General features: G+C 62.3%; 15 protein-coding genes. 7 read left to right on the forward strand and 8 right to left on the reverse strand.

What is annotated here, in order from left to right; genetic code table 11:
- Nucleotides 1–39 precede the first annotated feature (39 nt).
- Nucleotides 40–339, forward strand: coding sequence for an ArsR/SmtB family transcription factor (locus tag HU752_RS12510; protein ID WP_186679618.1), 300 nt, complete (start codon nucleotides 40–42; stop codon nucleotides 337–339).
- Nucleotides 340–512: 173 nt separating this feature from the next.
- Nucleotides 513–1,721 carry a TraI domain-containing protein gene (locus HU752_RS12515; RefSeq protein WP_186679624.1) on the forward strand — a complete coding sequence of 403 codons (1,209 nt, stop codon included), beginning with the start codon at nucleotides 513–515 and terminating at the stop codon, nucleotides 1,719–1,721.
- A gap of 7 nt (nucleotides 1,722–1,728) precedes the next feature.
- On the opposite strand, the gene HU752_RS12520 is transcribed toward HU752_RS12515, so the two are convergent.
- Together HU752_RS12520 and HU752_RS12525 are read right to left on the reverse strand one after the other, a co-directional pair.
- Nucleotides 1,729–2,226 carry a GNAT family N-acetyltransferase gene (locus tag HU752_RS12520; RefSeq protein ID WP_186679626.1) on the reverse strand — a complete coding sequence of 166 codons (498 nt, stop codon included), beginning with the start codon at nucleotides 2,224–2,226 and terminating at the stop codon, nucleotides 1,729–1,731.
- 66 nt (nucleotides 2,227–2,292) lie between these two features.
- On the reverse strand, nucleotides 2,293–4,494 hold the full coding sequence (locus HU752_RS12525) for an OsmC domain/YcaO domain-containing protein (RefSeq protein ID WP_186679628.1): 2,202 nt from the start codon (nucleotides 4,492–4,494) through the stop codon (nucleotides 2,293–2,295).
- A gap of 124 nt (nucleotides 4,495–4,618) precedes the next feature.
- On the opposite strand from HU752_RS12525, the gene HU752_RS12530 reads away from it, so the two are divergent.
- Both HU752_RS12530 and HU752_RS12535 read left to right on the forward strand, forming a co-directional pair.
- On the forward strand, nucleotides 4,619–5,113 hold the full coding sequence (locus tag HU752_RS12530) for a GNAT family N-acetyltransferase (protein ID WP_186679630.1): 495 nt from the start codon (nucleotides 4,619–4,621) through the stop codon (nucleotides 5,111–5,113).
- Nucleotides 5,114–5,143: 30 nt separating this feature from the next.
- Nucleotides 5,144–5,647 carry an NUDIX hydrolase gene (locus HU752_RS12535; RefSeq protein ID WP_186679631.1) on the forward strand — a complete coding sequence of 168 codons (504 nt, stop codon included), beginning with the start codon at nucleotides 5,144–5,146 and terminating at the stop codon, nucleotides 5,645–5,647.
- A 50-nt stretch (nucleotides 5,648–5,697) separates the two neighbouring features.
- Here the strand turns inward: HU752_RS12535 and HU752_RS31905 are convergent, their stop codons facing one another.
- Nucleotides 5,698–5,823, reverse strand: a complete 126-nt coding sequence (locus tag HU752_RS31905) for a hypothetical protein (RefSeq protein WP_264083995.1) — start codon at nucleotides 5,821–5,823, stop codon at nucleotides 5,698–5,700.
- A 428-nt stretch (nucleotides 5,824–6,251) separates the two neighbouring features.
- Between HU752_RS31905 and HU752_RS12540 the strand changes: the two genes are divergently transcribed.
- Complete coding sequence (locus HU752_RS12540) at nucleotides 6,252–9,158, forward strand: sensor domain-containing phosphodiesterase (RefSeq protein WP_186679633.1); 2,907 nt, start codon at nucleotides 6,252–6,254, stop codon at nucleotides 9,156–9,158.
- Nucleotides 9,159–9,246: 88 nt separating this feature from the next.
- Here HU752_RS12540 and HU752_RS12545 read toward each other — a convergent pair whose 3' ends face one another.
- Entirely contained in the window at nucleotides 9,247–9,540 is a 294-nt protein-coding gene (locus HU752_RS12545; RefSeq protein WP_186679635.1) for a hypothetical protein, read from the reverse strand.
- A 137-nt stretch (nucleotides 9,541–9,677) separates the two neighbouring features.
- Nucleotides 9,678–10,547 (reverse strand): LysR family transcriptional regulator, encoded by an 870-nt coding sequence (locus tag HU752_RS12550; protein WP_186679638.1) that lies wholly within the window; start codon nucleotides 10,545–10,547, stop codon nucleotides 9,678–9,680.
- Nucleotides 10,548–10,668: 121 nt separating this feature from the next.
- Here HU752_RS12550 and HU752_RS12555 point away from each other — a divergent pair, with 121 nt between their 5' ends.
- Nucleotides 10,669–11,274 (forward strand): LysE family translocator, encoded by a 606-nt coding sequence (locus HU752_RS12555; RefSeq protein WP_186679641.1) that lies wholly within the window; start codon nucleotides 10,669–10,671, stop codon nucleotides 11,272–11,274.
- A gap of 33 nt (nucleotides 11,275–11,307) precedes the next feature.
- Here HU752_RS12555 and HU752_RS12560 read toward each other — a convergent pair whose 3' ends face one another.
- Nucleotides 11,308–12,276, reverse strand: a complete 969-nt coding sequence (locus HU752_RS12560) for a GlxA family transcriptional regulator (RefSeq protein ID WP_186679644.1) — start codon at nucleotides 12,274–12,276, stop codon at nucleotides 11,308–11,310.
- 91 nt (nucleotides 12,277–12,367) lie between these two features.
- Between HU752_RS12560 and HU752_RS12565 the strand changes: the two genes are divergently transcribed.
- On the forward strand, nucleotides 12,368–13,192 hold the full coding sequence (locus tag HU752_RS12565) for an MBL fold metallo-hydrolase (RefSeq protein WP_186680266.1): 825 nt from the start codon (nucleotides 12,368–12,370) through the stop codon (nucleotides 13,190–13,192).
- 131 nt (nucleotides 13,193–13,323) lie between these two features.
- Here HU752_RS12565 and HU752_RS12570 read toward each other — a convergent pair whose 3' ends face one another.
- Nucleotides 13,324–13,899: a hypothetical protein gene (locus HU752_RS12570; protein WP_186679646.1), complete on the reverse strand. Its 576-nt coding sequence runs from the start codon at nucleotides 13,897–13,899 to the stop codon at nucleotides 13,324–13,326.
- Between the two features lie 424 nt (nucleotides 13,900–14,323).
- A complete protein-coding gene (locus HU752_RS12575; RefSeq protein ID WP_186679648.1) occupies nucleotides 14,324–15,976 on the reverse strand; it encodes a hypothetical protein in 1,653 nt (550 codons plus the stop codon).
- Between the last annotated feature and the right edge of the window lie 65 nt (nucleotides 15,977–16,041).

Raw genomic sequence — 16,041 nt, forward strand, 5'->3', positions numbered from 1 at the left:
AACTATGGCAATAAAGGGAAGTCTTGTTATCATCACGGCATGCGAGAATTCAAACACCCGGCTCCCGAAGACCTCATGCTCGAACGCGTGCTCTACGCCTTGAGCGACCCTGTGCGCATGGAAATCGTTCGCTGCCTGGCCGGCGTCGCCGAGGCGACCTGCGGCGAGCTGGACGGCGGACGGCCCAAGTCCAGCATGTCCCATCACTTTCGCGTGCTGCGTGATGCGGGGTTGGTGCATACCCGTAACGTCGGTACCACGCACATGAACTCGTTGCGCTCCGAAATGCTCGATGCACGCTTTCCCGGGCTGCTCGGCTGCATTCTTTCCCAGCGCTGAGCGCCGCTGCGGCGGTTGAAAACACGCCCGCCGCGAACCTGTTTTCCCCTGGCCGTTCTCTCCGCGCAAGCTTATAAATCCGCGTAGAAAACGAGGATTCATGGGCGGTTGGGTTCGTCGAACGGCTGTCCAGGGATTCGAAAGGTCTTTCCACGGAGACGGATGACAGTTCGATGCTTTGGCGCCGCTTGCTGAAACGAAACGCTGCGGGTTCAGGTTCCCCTGGGGGCGAGCCCGCTGTCGGCTACTTCATGCCTCAGTCGGCCGCCGAGCTTCTTTCGACGCCGCGTCGCCAGGCGCTCCTCGGGCAGGTCTGGCAGCTCGTTTCCCTGTCGCGCGATCAGTTCGATGCGCTCTACCTCAAGCCCATCGAGCATTGCGCCGGGCTGGCCCAACAGTTTCCCGCCTCGCAGCAGGGGCATCATGCCTATCACGGTGGCCTGCTCGATCACTGCCTGAATACCACGGTTTATGCGCTGAAATTGCGCCAGTCACGGCTGTTGCCGGTCGGCGCAAGTGCGGAAAAGCAGGGCGCCCAGGCGGAGGCCTGGAGCGTCGCCACGGTGTATGCGACGTTGCTGCGTGGCATGGGCCGGTTGATCGTCGAGGTGGATGTGCAACTGTCGAATGGTGCAGTCTGGCATCCCTGGATGGGGCCGCCTGACAGGCCTTATCGTTTCAGATACGTCAGCGATAGCGTTGATGGGCTGCATACGGTGGCAGCTGGCATGTTGCTAACCCAACTGGTGCCGCACTCGACGCTTCAATGGCTCAGCGGCTACCCCGAACTCTGGAGTGCCTTGATTCACCTCCTGGCGGGACATGAAGAGGAGGGCGGCGCCTTGGCCGAGCTTGTCATCCAGGCTATTCAGGCATCGATTGCCGGAGAGCAGGAGAGCAGTCCCGTCAAGACACTTCAGACGCCCACGGTCGAGATATCGCCTGCTCCGGTTGCAATAGTCGCTGACGACGAAATGGGCGAGGAGACGGCCGACAAGGCCCAGGGCGAGGCTTTCATGGTTTGGCTTCGTGAGGGCATTCTCGGTGGCAGGATCGTGACCAACACCACCGCCGCAAAGGTGCACAGTGTGGCCGGCACGGCATTCATGGTTTCCCCGGGTATCTTCCACCGTTATGTCCAGGAGCATCCCGAGGTGGCCGAGCTGGCCAGGCCGCAGGGCCTTGATGACTGGCGCTGGGTCCAGCGCTGTTTCGAGAAACGGCGAGTGCACCGCAGAAGCGGCAAGGGCCTGAACATCTGGACCTGCGAGCTTCAGGACCTGCGCAAGACCCGCGACATCAAGGGCTATCTGTTCAAGGACCCGCTGCTGATTTTCGCCGAGGCACCGGCAGACAATCCGGCCCTGCGACTGAAGGCGTGAAGGCGCCTCAGTCGAGCATCAACTGCATGTGCGTGGTCTGCCATAGCGGGTCGGCCTCGACGTCCACGATGGCAAAACCCTGCCGCTCCCAGAAGGCGATCGCGCCTGGCAGAAACGGGTGGGTGTGCAGATAGAGGCACTCGACGCCCGCCTGCGCCGCCATCTCCCGCAGTGCACCAAACAGCGCGGCGGCCAGGCCGTGCCGGCGGTACTCCGGCAGCACGAACAGGCGTACCACTTCGACCACCCGGACTCCTCGATAGTCCAGTTGTTGGAAACGATGGTCGTAGGGCAGGTAGCCGATGGCGGCCACCAGCCGACCGTGGTCGCGGGCGATCAGGAACCGGCCTTCGCCTTCGAGGTAGGTTTCGGCGAAACGGACCAGGTCAACCGGCATGGGCGTGCCGGCGAGCATCGGGAAGAGGTGACGGCGGGCCTCGTTGACGAAGCCGACCACCTCATCGATGGACTGGCGAGTGACGCTCTGGATTGACCCGTTGGGCATCGGTTTCAGGCTGCCTCGGTATCCCACGAGAAAAAAGCGCACGGGGCGCTTTTCTCTCGGGAGGGCTTAGCGGGAGGCGACCATCCTGGCTCGTGCCGCGTGCAGTTTCTTGTAGCTGTCGATCAGCCGCTGGTGACGGTCGAGGCCTTCCAGCTTCATGCTGGTCGGCGTCAGGCCGTAGAAGCGCACGCTGCCGTCGACCGAGCCCAACACCGCGTCCATCCGCGGGTTGCCGAACATGCGGCGGAAGTTGGCTTCGTAGTCGGCCATTTCCAGCTCGTTGTCCAGCTCCACTTCCAGCGCAACGTTCAGCGCCTGGTAGAACAGGCCGCGTTCGACGGTGTTGTCGTTGTACTGCAGGAAGGTTTCCACCAGTTCCTTGGCTTCCTCGAAGTTCTTCAGTGCCAGGTGAATCAGCAGCTTCAGTTCGAGGATGGTCAACTGGCCCCAGGCGGTGTTTTCATCGAATTCGATGCCGATCAGCGTGGTGATATCGGTGTAGTCGTCCAGCTCGCTTTCTTCCAGCAGACCGACCAGTGCTTCCAGGCCCTCCTCGTCCAGGCGGTGCAGGTTGAGGATGTCCTCGCGGAAGAACAGCGCCTTGTTGGTGTTGTCCCAGATCAGGTCGTCCACCGGGTAAATTTCCGAGTAGCCCGGCACCAGGATGCGGCAGGCCGAGGCGCCCAGGTGCTCATACACCGCCATGTAGACTTCCTTCTCCAGGCCTTCGAGGATGCCGAACAGTGCGGCGGCTTCCTCGGCATTCGAGTCTTCGCCCTGGCCGGAGAAGTCCCACTCGACGAACTCGTAGTCGGCCTTGGCGCTGAAGAAGCGCCACGACACCACGCCGCTGGAGTCGATGAAGTGTTCGACGAAGTTGTTCGGCTCCATCAGCGCCTGGCTTTCGAAGGTCGGCTGCGGCAGGTCGTTCAGGCCTTCGAAACTGCGGCCTTGCAGCAGCTCGGTCAGGCTGCGCTCCAGCGCCACTTCGAAGCTCGGGTGGGCGCCGAACGAGGCGAACACGCCACCGGTGCGCGGGTTCATCAGGGTCACGCACATCACCGGGAATTCACCGCCGAGCGAGGCGTCCTTCACCAGCACCGGGAAGCCCTGTTCCTCAAGGCCCTGGATGCCGGCCAGAATGCCCGGGTACTTCGCCAGCACTGCCTGCGGCACGTCCGGCAGGGCGATTTCGCCCTCGAGGATCTCGCGTTTCACCGCGCGCTCGAAGATTTCCGACAGGCACTGCACCTGCGCTTCGGCCAGGGTGTTGCCGGCGCTCATGCCGTTGCTGAGGAACAGGTTCTCGATCAGGTTGGACGGGAAGTACACCACCTCGCCATCCGATTGGCGCACGAACGGCAGCGAGCAGATGCCGCGCTCGGTGTTGCCGGAGTTGGTGTCGTACAGGTGCGAACCGCGCAGCTCGCCATCGGGGTTGTAGATCGCCAGGCAATGCTCGTCGAGGATCTCCTTGGGCAGGGCATCCTTGCGGCCGGGCTGGAACCAGCGCTCGTCCGGGTAGTGGACGAATTCGGCGTTGGCGATTTCCTCGCCCCAGAACTGGTCGTTGTAGAAGAAGTTGCAGTTCAGGCGCTCGATGAACTCACCGAGGGCCGAGGCCAGCGCGCTTTCCTTGGTCGAGCCCTTGCCGTTGGTGAAGCACATCGGCGACTGCGCATCACGGATATGCAGCGACCAGACGTTCGGCACGATGTTGCGCCAGGATGCGATCTCGATCTTCATGCCCAGGCCCGAGAGGATCGAGGACATGTTGGCGATGGTCTGCTCCAGCGGCAGGTCCTTGCCGGGAATGTAGGTGCTGGTTTGCGAGCCGCTGCCGGGCATCAGCAGGGCCTGGGCATCGGCGTCGAGGTTTTCCACTTCCTCGATGACGAAGTCGGGGCCGGTCTGTACGACCTTCTTCACCGTGCAGCGGTCGATGGAGCGCAGGATGCCCTGGCGGTCCTTGTCGGAAATGTCCGCAGGCAGCTCGACCTGGATCTTGAAGATCTGGTTGTAGCGGTTCTCCGGGTCGACGATGTTGTTCTGCGACAGGCGAATGTTGTCGGTGGGGATGTTGCGGGTTTCGCAGTACACCTTGACGAAGTAGGCCGCGCACAGGGCCGAGGAGGCCAGGAAATAGTCGAAGGGACTCGGTGCCGAGCCATCGCCCTTGTAGCGGATGGGTTGATCGGCCACCACCGTGAAGTCATCGAACTTGGCTTCGAGTCGGAGGTTGTCGAGAAAGTTGACCTTGATTTCCATGCGGGATTACCAGAAGAGCGAAAATACGAATGGCGGCTATTATCCGGGCTTTTCGCCGGGAAGGAAGCGACACCGGACGAGACTGGGTATCTTTGGCGGTATCTGTCATGAAAGGAGAGCAGGGATGCTGCAGATTTGCCCAGCCAGATCGGAGGATGCCGAGGCGGCCTTCGACATCCGCCGAGAGGCGATACGACACCAGTGCGCCAGTGTCTACACGAATGAGCAAGTGATGGCCTGGACGTCCATGTCGCTGACGGAAGGGTATCGGGCGTCGGTGCAGGCGCTTTATCACCTAGCCTGGCAGGAGGGTGTTGCCGTTGCCACGGGATTCATCGACTTTGAGAGTGGCGAGGTCGGTGCGCTGTTCGTGCGGCCCGATTTCATGGGGCAGGGTATTGGCCTGAGAATGCTCGATTATCTTGAGCAACTGGCCCGCGACGCCGGCCTGGCCGAAGTTCACCTGGAGGCGACGCTCAATGCGGCTGCCTTCTATCGGCGTCGTGGTTTCGTCGGCGATACGCAGGCGGTCTACCAGTCGCCCTACGGCGTGCAACTGGCGTGTGTGCCCATGCGCAAGCCACTGATAGGGCACAATGCTCTATTGAACTCGCCCTGATTAAGGGCCCGGTTCCAGGGAGAGGATCAAATGCGTGAAAGAAAAGCAGCACGATTGTTGGTGATAAATCCTGATCGGGAAGTTCTTCTGTTCAGGTTCGTTCACAAGGAGGGTGCGCTGGCGGGCGACGATTACTGGGCGACGCCCGGTGGTGGGCTCGAACAGGGGGAGACGTTCGAGGCTGCGGCCATTCGCGAACTGTTCGAGGAAACCGGCATCCGGGTCGACTCCGTGGCGCAGGCGATAGCGGAGCGGACGCTCCCCTTGTGCCTTCCCAATGGAGAGTGGGTGCTTGCCGCTGAACGGTACTTCGTGGTTCACGCCTCGCCCCGGGCTATCTCGCGTGCTGGATGGACCGCCGAGGAGGCGAAGGTCATGGCGGACCATCGCTGGTGGTCCGCGAGCGAGCTGAAGTCCACCCGTGACATCGTATGGCCTGAGACGTTAATACAGATGCTTGTGTCGGCCGGAGTCTTCAGCCCGTCGACCAAGGATCAGACGGCGAACACCTGTCCCACCGTTTCCGAAACATAGTCGAACGCGTTAGACACGGACGTCCGTGGCCTGCAGTGGGTCGTCAATGCCTACGCCCTGGTGTTTGCCGCCTCGCTGTTGATGGCCGCTTCGTCGAGCTCGCTGTGGGCCGTGAGGTGGCGACGGTTCCAGTCGAGCAGCCGCTGGCTGGCCTGGCGGGGATCATGATGAGGCATGCTGACTCCTGTCCGTTGGGTGCGGCCCGATTATAGCGGGGCGTTTCCCAGATCATGTGCACGGTTGGAGTGCCTGTTCGCGGCGGGACGGCGTCCCGACAAGCCCGGCTCCTGCCGGGGATGCGTCATGCACAGAGTCCGCGGACGACACAAATCCCGTAGGAGCCGGGCTTGCCCGCGAACCGCCCACGGCGGCCATCCACCTCCGTAGCAAAGGGTCGAGCCGTTCCATAAAATCGAATCTACCGTTCGGAAGTCTCCTGCAACAACCCATTCTCAACGCGCCTGGATACTGTCAATATGGCATTAAGGCGCTATGGCTGGCACCCAACCAATAAACGATTGAAAGAACGCGACAAGACTGACCTGGGGGCGAGTGGCTCGCAGCCAGTCACTGAGTATTGCCAGTTTTGGCTTTGGGAGCGCTGATGAGTTTTCGTCCTTTGACCGACTCCTCTCGGCAGACGAACGATTGCGACACTGTCGTGGATCAACAGGTCAGTCACTCGGACATTGCCGCGTTCATCGCCGGCGACGAGGAGACGATCGAGCAACTGCTGGACTCGGCGCGCAACGAGGTCCAGACCCGCGCCTGGGCGGTCTACCGCAGTGGCGAAGAACTGCATCTGGTCGGGCAGGGCGACCCACAGGCGCAGTGGCCGTCCATTGTCTCCAATGACGAGTTCGACGCCTTCTGCCGGGCTCGGCACCTGCATCGCTGGCCCACCGGCCGTGGCGAGAGCGTGCTGGGCTGGCTGCTCGCACCGGGCGCTCAGGCCACGCACCCGACACTCGCCGAGTTCGCCCGGCGCCTGGGTACCCGGCTGCAGGCCGATGCCCTGGCGCGAGCGCAGATCACCCAGCGCGTGCTCTACGAAATCATCTACCTGGCCAGTTCGACCCGCGAGCGTTCGGTGTTCCTGGTCGGTATTCATCGTCTCCTGGCCAGCCTGATCGACGCCGAGAACTTCTACCTCGCGCTGTACGATCCGGTCACTGGCAAGATCGACTATCCGTACTACGTCGACATCATCGATACCCAGGCGCTGCAGTCCGAGAACTACGAATACCTCGACCCCAACCACCTGTCCCTGACCGGCCAGGTGCTGACCAGCGGCCAACCGCTGCTGATCGACTCGGCGGGCATCCTCGCGGCCCAGGCCGAGCAGCGTTTCTACTGTGTGGGCGACCGTCCCGAGTTCTGGATGGGGGCGCCGCTGAAAAACGCCTCGGACGAGGTGTTCGGCATGCTGGCGATGCAGGTTTACGACGTGTCGCGCATCTACAGCGCGGAAGACCGCGCGCTGTTCCTGGTGGTGGTCCGCCACGTTGCCATGGCGCTGGACCGCATGCTGCACCGGGCGGACCTGGAAGAAACGGTGATGCGCCGTACCCTGGAGCTGTCGGCGCTCAACGACGCCCTGCGCCAGGAAGTGCTCGACCGCGAGCGCGCCGAGCACCTGCAGAGCGTGTTGTTCCAGATCGCCGAGCTGTCCAGTCGGCCCGGCGACATGGCCGAGCTGTTCCAGACCCTGCATGGCATCGTCGGTGAACTGCTGTTCGCGCAGAACTTCTACATTGCACTGTTCGACGACGCGACCGGCGAAGTGACCTTTCCCTACTACGTCGATGAGCGCCAGACCAACCGTCCGGCGCCTCGACGTGGTTGCCGCGGCCTGACCGAGTATGTGATCCGCCAGCGCCGGGCCTGCCTGTTCGATGTCGAGGCGGTGGATCGCCTGACCTCGATCGGCGAGATCGACGCGCCCCAGGACAACGTCCGCTCGCACTCCTGGCTGGGCATCCCGCTGTTCGATGGCGACGTGGTGCGCGGCGTGCTGGCGGTACAAAGCTATACCGCGCAGGTGCACTACACCCAGCGCGACCAGGAACTGCTGACCTTCGTCTCGCGGCATATCGACACCGCCCTGTCGCGACGTTCCGCGGCCGAAGCGATTCACGCCGCCAACCTCATGCTCGAGGCCCGGGTGCAGAGCCGCACCCGCGAGCTCGACCATGCCAATGCCAAGCTGCAGCACGAAAACACCCACGATGCGCTGACCGGGCTGCCCAACCGCACCTACCTGCAGCAGCGCCTCAGCCTGGCCTGGTCGCGCTTCGAGAGCGGCGGCGGGCACCTGGCGGTGATGTTCATCGACCTCGACCGTTTCAAGATGGTCAACGACAGCCTCGGCCATCACTTTGGCGACCTGCTGCTGATGCAGGCCGCGCAGCGCCTGCGCGGCTGCCTGCGCGAAACCGACATGCTGGCCCGGCTGGGCGGCGACGAGTTTTCGGTACTCGCTCCCGACGCCCCGTTGGAGGTGGCAAGCGAAATCGCCGAACGGATCCTGGTGGCCTTCGACCTGCCGTTCTTCATCAACGGCCATGAAGTCTTTTCCTCCTGCAGCATCGGCATCGTCAGCGCAGACAATCAGTTTCACCACGAGCCCGCCGACCTGCTGCGCGATGCCGACGCGGCGATGTACCGGGTCAAGAGCGCCGGGCGCGACAGCTATGCGGTGTTCAATCAGGAACTGCGCCGCGAGGTGTCGGACCAGGTCGAGCGTGAAGGGGCCCTGCGCAACGCACTCAAGCGCAGTGATGAGTTGCTGCCATACTTCCAGCCAATCGTCAGTGTCGAAACTGGCGAGTTGCTGGCCCTGGAAGCGCTGGTGCGCTGGCATCAGCCAGGCGGCCGGGTGATCGCCCCGGGCGAGTTCCTGCCGGACTTCGAGGGCCTGCGCCTGATTGGCCGGCTGGACCTGTACATGCTCGGCAGTGTCGCCGCGATCCTGGCCCAGCCCGAGCATGCCCATTGGCCGCCGGTGCACGTCAACTGCTCCAGCTACAGCATGGCGCGCCCGGACTTTGCCGGTGATGTGCTGGCGCTGCTGGCGCAGCACGGCGTCTCGCCGTCGCGGATCTGCCTGGAGTTGACCGAGGGCGCGCTGGTGGCCGAGCCGGCGATTGCCCGGCAGACCATGCAGCGCCTGGCCGACAACGGCATGTCGGTGGTGCTCGATGATTTCGGCGCGGGGTTCTCGTCGCTGAGCTACGTGCACCAGTACCGTTTCAGCGGCTTGAAGATCGACAAGTCATTCATCTTCGAGCTGACCGGCAGTGCGCGCAGCCGGGCCATCGTGCGCGCGATCGTGCGGATGGCCGAGTCGCTGGACCTGAGCGTGGTGGCCGAAGGCGTCGAGGACCAGGAGACGCTGGAACTGCTGCGCGAGATGGGCGCAGGACAGGCGCAGGGGTACTACTTTGCCAAGCCGATGAACCTGGAAGCGTTGAGAGAGCGGGTGGGAAAACCTCGGTCCTGGATTTCCTGAAGGGCTATGCCCGGAGGTTGCCATCGCTCAGGTGATACTGCCGGCCTTGAAAGAAACGTGGAGCGCCTGGGGGCAGGCGCTCCACCGGTCAAGAGAGTTGAACGCCGACGACCCGAATGAAGGCCCCACCCGTACTGAGATGCAGGCCGTAATGGCCATGGGGAATCGCTGGAACGGTGACTTTGACAACCTTCACCGATCCTTCACTCGTATGGGCCACTGTCGCGGCATAGCAGCGAATGCTCCTGTCCTCTGCCGGAACCAGATTGCCGATGAGCAGTGCCGTGTTGCCGGCGCTCTGAGCACCCGGCCAGCGGGTGATTTCGATGGTGTCGTTCGGCTGGACGGTGAGGGTATGTGACTCGATGACATGGTTGGTCATAGCTGTCTCCTGATCATTGAGCGATGACCTGAAAGACCACCCTAATACCTTTTCAGATGGGCAGGATTTTCCTGCGTTCGGGGTACGCCCGATACTGTCAGAAATGACAGTGGCGACAGACGGTTGCCCCAGGTCGATCACGCAGTCCCTGGAGAGGCCAGCGTCCTGATCAGAAAGCTCCTCAGGCCATCCACCGCCTTGGAACCCTGGGACGCCTTGCTGCGATAGACGGCAACGTCCATTGAGTCCAATGGCCCCAGGTCATGCTCGCTGCCAAGGATCTGCAGGTGCGCCGGCACCGTGCAGCGGGTGAGCACCGCCACGGCGATGCCGCTTTCCACGGCGGCGATCTGGCCGGCCAGGCTTGAGCTGTTGTAGACGATCTTGTAGTCGCGCCCTTGCCGCGCCAGGGAGTTGACCGCGCAGCGGCGGGCGAGGCTGGCTGATTCATAGACGGCGATCGGCAACGGGTCGCGGCGCCACAGGTCGAACTGCGCCGAGCCGACCCAGACCATGGGTTCCTGGAACAGGAAGGCGCCCCGTCGCGGGTTGTCGCGCGAAACCAGCGCCAGGTCGAGATCGCCATTCATCACGCGGGGAATCAGCGCCGTCGACTGCTCGCAGGTCAGCTCTATCTCGACGCCGCCGTGCCGTGGGGCAAAGCGCTTGAGCACCGGCGTGAGGTAATGCGCCGCGTAATCCTCGGCGACGCCCAGGCGAATGCGCCCGGTCAGTTCCTCGTCGCGGAAGGCCGCCTGGGTCTCGGCGTGCAACGCCAGCATCCGCCGTGCGTAGCCCAGCAGGGTCTGGCCGTCGTCAGTCAATTGCAGGTGCCGTGGTCCACGGCTCAGCACCTGGCGTCCGAGCGCGGCTTCCAGCTTCTTCAGTTGCATGCTGACCGCCGACTGCGACCGATGCACTTCGGTGGCGGCGCTCGAAAGCGAGCCGGTGTCGACTGCGGCGACAAAGCACTTGAGCCAGTCGATCTGTAGATCCCGGGGCGACATTTGCATCCCTCATGCATTCGATAAACGAATAGCTGATTGCCAGAATATTAGCTTTTCGTCCAGCGAAATACTTTGCATGATCCACGGGCCTGTCGTTGACAGCACCCAATCTGGAGACCCCATGCAATTCGATATCTGGCTGTTCTATGTGCTCACCTGCCTGGGCATCGCGGTTGTCCCTGGCCCCAATGCGCTGCTGGTGCTCACTCATGGCGCGCTGCATGGCAACCGCAAGACGCTCTTCACCATCAGCGGTGGTGTCATCGGTTTTGCCGCCGTGATCGCGCTCTGCGTGCTGGGCCTGGGGGCCTTGCTGAAGGCGTCGATAATCTGGCTGACGGTCTTGAAGATCGTCGGCGGGCTCTATCTCGTCTGGCTCGGCATCAAGCTCTGGCGAGCGGAGCCGGTGACGCTGTCGCTGGGGAATCCTTGTGTGTCGAGCGACGGGTCGCTGTTCCGCCAGGGGTTGCTGTCGGCGATCTCCAATCCCAAGGCACTGCTGCTGTTCACGGCGTTCATCACGCCTTTCATCGACCCGCACCAGAACCTGCTGTGGCAGACCGTGGTCATGGCGCTGACCTACGCGGTGGTCGAGTTCGCCGTGGAGTTCGGCGTGGCCAGTGCCGCCAACCGGGTACGGCCGTGGCTGGCGCGGACCGGTCGACGCTTCAACCAGGTCTGTGGTGGGTTCTTCGTCGCGTTTGGCGCGCTGTTGCCGATTCGCTAGGCGTCGTTTTGGGGGCGGTGAGGCACGACGCGATCAGAATCTCGCGAAGCGCTGTCGGTATTCGGCCGGGGTCAGGTCGGTCAGTGCCTTGAACATTCGTCGCAGGTTGGACTCGCTGCTGAAGCCCAATTCGTCGCAAATCGACTTCAGCGGCGCGTCGGTGAAGGTCAGCCGTTCGCCGACTTGCGCCAGCTTTACTCGCCGCGCATAGGCGGCCAGCGCTTCTCCGGTTTCTGCCAGGACCCTGCGCGCAAGGGTGCGTTGTGCGACGCCCAGGGCATCGGCGAGCACCTGTACGGTGATGTGTTCGGCCGGTAGTTTCTGCACCTGGATTTGCAACTGCCGCAGCAGCTCGCTCTGCTGCTCGATCAGGCTGAGCGCCTGGAAGGCGTCGTGCGACGGTGTCGGCCGTGGCAGCACCATCAGGCGGATCAGGTCGTGCGCCGCCGTCGGGTTCACATGGCGCTCGACCAGTGCCTGGGCGATGGGCAGGTAGCCATTTACGCCACTGGCCGTGGCGTTGCGCTCGTTGAAGATGCAGTGCCGCTCGGTTTGCCAGCGAGTGCTGGGAAAGCGCTTGAGCAGGGCATCGGCCAGCCACCAGGTGACCGTGGCGTCTTCACCGGCCAGGCGCCCCGCAGCGGCGGCCAGGCTGACGCCGGTACAGTAGCTCCACACACTGCACTGCCGGTCGAGCCGTGCCAGTGCTTGCAGCAATTGGCTCTCTGCCTTCAATACCGCTTCGACCTGCTGTGCGGACTCGGCCCAGAAACCGGGGATCAGCACCGCATCCAGCGCCAGCTCGTCGAGGCGCTGGCTGACCGCGAGTTGCAAGCCGTGGGCGCAGGTGACTGTCCCGCGTTGCGCGCCGACATGCTGCATTTCGAACAGGGCCTGTCCGGTACGGCGGTTGGCGGCGTGAAGGATATCGCCGAAGGCCAGCAGTCCGGCGGGCATGCAGTCGGGGTAGAGAACGAGGCCGATTCGCAGTGTATTGGGCATGGCTGAAAATGAATGGTTAATGTCCAAGTCTGCCATTATGGGCATTGCTGCAGATTGGCACCATGGGGCCCTCATCGAGCAGGGCACAACCATGAAGATTCAGCAGATCCGTAACGCCACCCTCATTCTTGAACTGGGAGCCTACCGAGTTCTGGTCGACCCGATGCTGGCCGACAAAGGCACGCTGCCTTCGCTGCGGTTGCTGAAGGCACGGCAGCGAAACCCGATCGTCGAGTTGCCGGCGGATGCTTGGCAGGCGCTGGAGTCGGTGACCCATTGCCTGATCACGCATTGCCAGAAGGGACACTTCGATCACCTGGACCGGGCGGGCATCAGGTGGTTGAGGGCGCGTGGGATTCCAGTTATCTGTACGCCGCATGACGCCGCCTACCTGAGGCGGCGCAAGCTTAATGTCCAACCGCTGGCGCAGGGGCACGAGGAGCCGGTGCCATTCCTGGATGGCTGTATCCGCACGGTACGCTGCACTCATGGACGTGGGTTGGTTGGCGGGCTGATGGAGCATGGTGTCGGTTATTTCATCGAGTTTCCGGGTGAGCCGAGTCTGTATCTGGCGGGGGATACGGTGCTGAGTGACGTCGTCCGTGGCTTCGTGCAAAAGCATCAGCCGCAGGTCAGTGTCGTGCCGGCCGGTGGAGCGCGTTTCGATGTCGGTGGTGACATCATCATGGGGCGGGAGGAGGTGCTGGAGCTCGTCACGCTCAGCACCGGGACCGTGGTGGCGAATCACCTGGAGGCGATCAATCACTGCCCGGTGACGCGGCAGGAACTGCGGCAGGCGGCGGTTGAAAGGGGAGTGGGGGAGCGGTTGCGGGTTCCTGCCGATGGGCAGTTGATGGTGCTGGATCGTATCATCGAGCGGGTTTGTCAGCCCCTTGTCACTGGACCTGTGGCCTGAATCGTCTGCTGGTCACGCAGCCTTCGCATGACCAGGCTTCCTGAAGGACCGAGCGCTTTGATCAAGGCCAAAGTGTTTACTGCAACCTGACTCCGGGGGCAGTCATTAAACCTTCTCAAACGTCTGCAGAATTACTGCAGTACCTTCTGCGATGCACTCCCAATCGGATAAACCACCTCCTTTGTATCCAGGTTTCGAATTTCGGACTTGATGGTTATGGTCGACATCTCGCGACCCGGAGGCCCACTGATATCTTCGCGGGTCGAGAAGTCCACGATGTAACGCTGGCCCGCAAGGAATTCGACATCGCGTGCGTTGAAGCCGCATTTGGCGCCGCCGGTGCCCAGGGCGTTCATCGAGGCCCAGCACCAGGTCAGTGAATGCTTGCCAGGCGTCAGTTTGAGCGCCTGCATGCCGGAAACGTCGAGAATCGAGCGGCGTCCGGCGCCCGGTAACCTTTGGTCATCCACTTCCGTTACCAGCAGCAACCGGTGGAACGGCACGCCCAGTGCGCGATACCTGACCGTCGCGAAATACACGACCGGTGCATCGGCGGCGTTGTCGGAAAGGTCATGGGGTTTCATCAATTCCGGCGCCCAGTCGCCCTGGTAATCCTTGTAGTGGTAGTTGGAGCAGGCGGTGCTGAGGGTGGCGGCCAGCAGGGCAGCCGATAGCTTGAGAGACGACAGGGGGAGCAACGATCGCACAGTTCTTCCTTGCTGAACTAAGCCCATGAACTACCGTTGGAGGCGGTCGTCAGATGGGACGGAGAGTGATATTTATATGATATCACTCTCTTGGGTCGAGTCTGCTCGATGTCGTCGCGGGTTTGCATGAAGTTGGTTTTCACCGCGACAGTGATCTTCTGTTGGTGTTATCGGGCTTGGGACCGGGTGTGCTCGATTGCTTGACTGGCGAAAAAGTCGCAAGGGAGTACGGAGAGGGTTCTTTACCAAATCGGTACCTGGAGTGTGAAGGCATTGGCCCGCTTGCCGGATCGACGATACGGATGTCCAGAAAACACCGCTATCATCGACATTGTTGCAGCTATTGGTTGTGCCGGATCGGTGGCCTGGTATTGATTGGGGGCCTGAGCCCGGTGCTCGACCCCGAATACTGCCGACACGGCGGTCAGCCCTTGGCGGTACCCACCAGGGCGTCGATCAACATCGCCGAAGCGGTATCGCCGTTTTCCAGCACGAGCTGGCGAAACGTTTTACCGAACGCGGGCACCGGTGTGTCGAAGGTGAAGTCGGACTGACCCTGGTAGCGGGCAACGAAGCGTATCCGTTCTTCGGACCAGCGGATACGGTAGCTGCTTTCTCCAGCGCGATAGTTCTCGAGGAATACCGCTGCCAGCGCAGGGGTGCCCTTGAAGTCCGTCGCATCAAGGTTGGCTCCAGCACCCGCGAGGGCCTCGGCGAAGCTGAGGTTGTGTTCGGCTATGCAGGCATGCAGCGCAGTCTCGCCACCGTAGGCCTTGGCGTTCACATCACTGCCGTTGAGCAGCGCCTGAAACAATGCCTGCTCTCGTCCGCCAACGCCATGGCGCCTCTTCAGCTCATCGGCCTGCCTGCAGAACAGTGACAGCGCCGTGTCACCGTAGACACTGTGTGCCTTGAGGTCCTCCTTGCCGGCCAGCATGATCATGTGCTCAAGGCCGCAGTTGAGAACGTTCAGGTTCGTCAGGCAGGTCATCAACCGCGTGTTCCCCTCGGAGTCCCGGCCCATCGGGTCGGCACCTGCCGACACCAGGTAGTCGTAGGCGTTATCCGTAGCTGTAGTGATCAGTGGGCGATCCTCGTCGGTCAGCCGTTGATTGATATCGATGCCAGAGCTTTTCAATAGATAGGCGAAGCCGTCCAGGTCCCGGATCGCCCTGTTCCGGTCCGAGGCACGGTAGTCGCCGTGTGCTGCTTTCCACAGCTGTTTGGCCATCGGCGTGCGGTTTGGCGGGTTGTCGTAGTCGCGCACCGAGGCCTTGCCGGCTTGGTACCAGATCCACACACCTACCTGTCGGTCATCCTTGTAGTTGCCTTTTTCGGCCACGGTGCCAGCAGGCCAGCCATGGCTGAAGTAGGTTTCAGAAGGGCCGTTTTTCCTGCCGGCGCTGTAGGTGACTTTGTCTGCCGGTACTCTTGTGCCGTCGGCGGTCACCCAGGTTTCGAGCACGCCCTCGAGCTCGCCGTTCCTGTAGGTGGCGCGGTCCTTGAGTTCGCCTTTGTAGTCATAGTGCTCCACCAGGCCATCGAGCCTGTCGGAGCCGTCGCTGGCAAAAGTCTCCAGCAAGGTCAGTTTCTGCTTGCCGTCGATCACCCGCCATTCGCGCTGCTCGCCGACGCGCACTTCCCTGCCGGGGATGACCGTGCTGTCACCGATCTGCAGGCCGGTGGCGCAATCGTAGCTTTGCTCGGAGCGAACACCGCCTTCCTCCGTCATCAGGCTGTCCAGTTGGCTGGCGAACTTACCCTGGCACCAGGTCTTTCTCGCTCCGACGAACACGCCGGCTTGCAATTGGCCTTCCACCAGCAGCCTGCCGTCCCGATCGAACTTTTTCCATTCTCCCACCGCCCGACCATTTTCTACCTTGAACGACTGCAGCACCCGATCACCGATCTTGTGAGTCACCGTGCCATTGAGCAGCTTGCCGGACCGGGTCTCGACATACAGCGCATGGGGGGAGCCGAGAGTACCGGCTTGGGCGGACACTTCATCGAAGTTGTACTCGGCCTTGCAGCCAGCCAGGGTCGAAGCGAGTACACAGAGAACAAAACGCTTTTTCATGACGATCCTTGTAGTGAAACCTGGGATTCAACGACGTGCTCGGCAAGATGCAGCAGCAGGCATCG

It is taken from the genome of Pseudomonas vanderleydeniana (genome assembly GCF_014268755.2).
GTDB classification, from domain to species: Bacteria; Pseudomonadota; Gammaproteobacteria; order Pseudomonadales; family Pseudomonadaceae; genus Aquipseudomonas; species Aquipseudomonas vanderleydeniana.